The 860-nt window shown below is 34.5% G+C and carries 1 pseudogene; it reads left to right on the forward strand.

The features are described from left to right. A pseudogene (locus KIV40_RS28005) lies at nucleotides 1-860 on the forward strand (citrate lyase ligase); the annotation flags it as partial.

The raw sequence follows: 860 nt of genomic DNA on the forward strand, positions 1-860 counted from the left end.
TCCCAAAGTGATTGCTGCACTCCCTTTTTATCAGTTTCTGGAGGGGTCAGAACGACAATAAGTCAGCCTAAGAAATATGAGAGGAAGCTTCATATATTCGGTTCTTCAACGGCTTTCTCTATTGGTGTTAGTGATAAGGATACAATACCAAGCTATATTCAAAGTCTCGTAAATAAAGATGGGTTAGATATAAAAGTAGAAAATTGCGGAGTGATAGGAATGAACCTTATCTCTGCAATAAATAACATGACTCAAACTAATATTACACCGAATATTGTAGTGTTTTTTGATTTTGATGAGCTAGAAGGAACTAACTTTTCTTATGATATTGATTTAAATAAAATAGATAGAGGCGATGATTTCTTTTTAGACCTTACAAAAAGGAATGGTCACTTTTCAAAGTATGGTAATAGACTAATTTCTGAAGAGATATATAGAGAAATCAATTTTGATAAATATATAACTGAATGCGCTGTTAAAAGGGGTAATAGTGAAAGGTCGCTAGATTTGGTTCTAGCCAATATAAAATATGTTTTCTATAAAAAAATTGCCCAGTCACTAGAAACCTGCGAGATGAAAAGCTATTTATCTTTGTTGGAAAGCCATGTTCCTGATCCAGAGCTAAAAGTGGGTAGCGTAGCTGTGAACTGTAACCCTATTACTAAAGGTCACCTTCACTTGTTAGAACACGCTTCTCGCAATGTTGATAAGTTATTTATCTTTGTCATCGAAGAAGATAAATCGTTCTTTAAGTTTGAAGACCGCCTTCATTTAGTCGCAGAAAGCACAAAGCATTTAGAAAATGTCACTGTGCTTAGAGGAGGTAAGTTCATCTGTACTGAGTTAACTTACCCAGATTA

This window comes from Vibrio sp. D173a, from assembly GCF_030248475.1.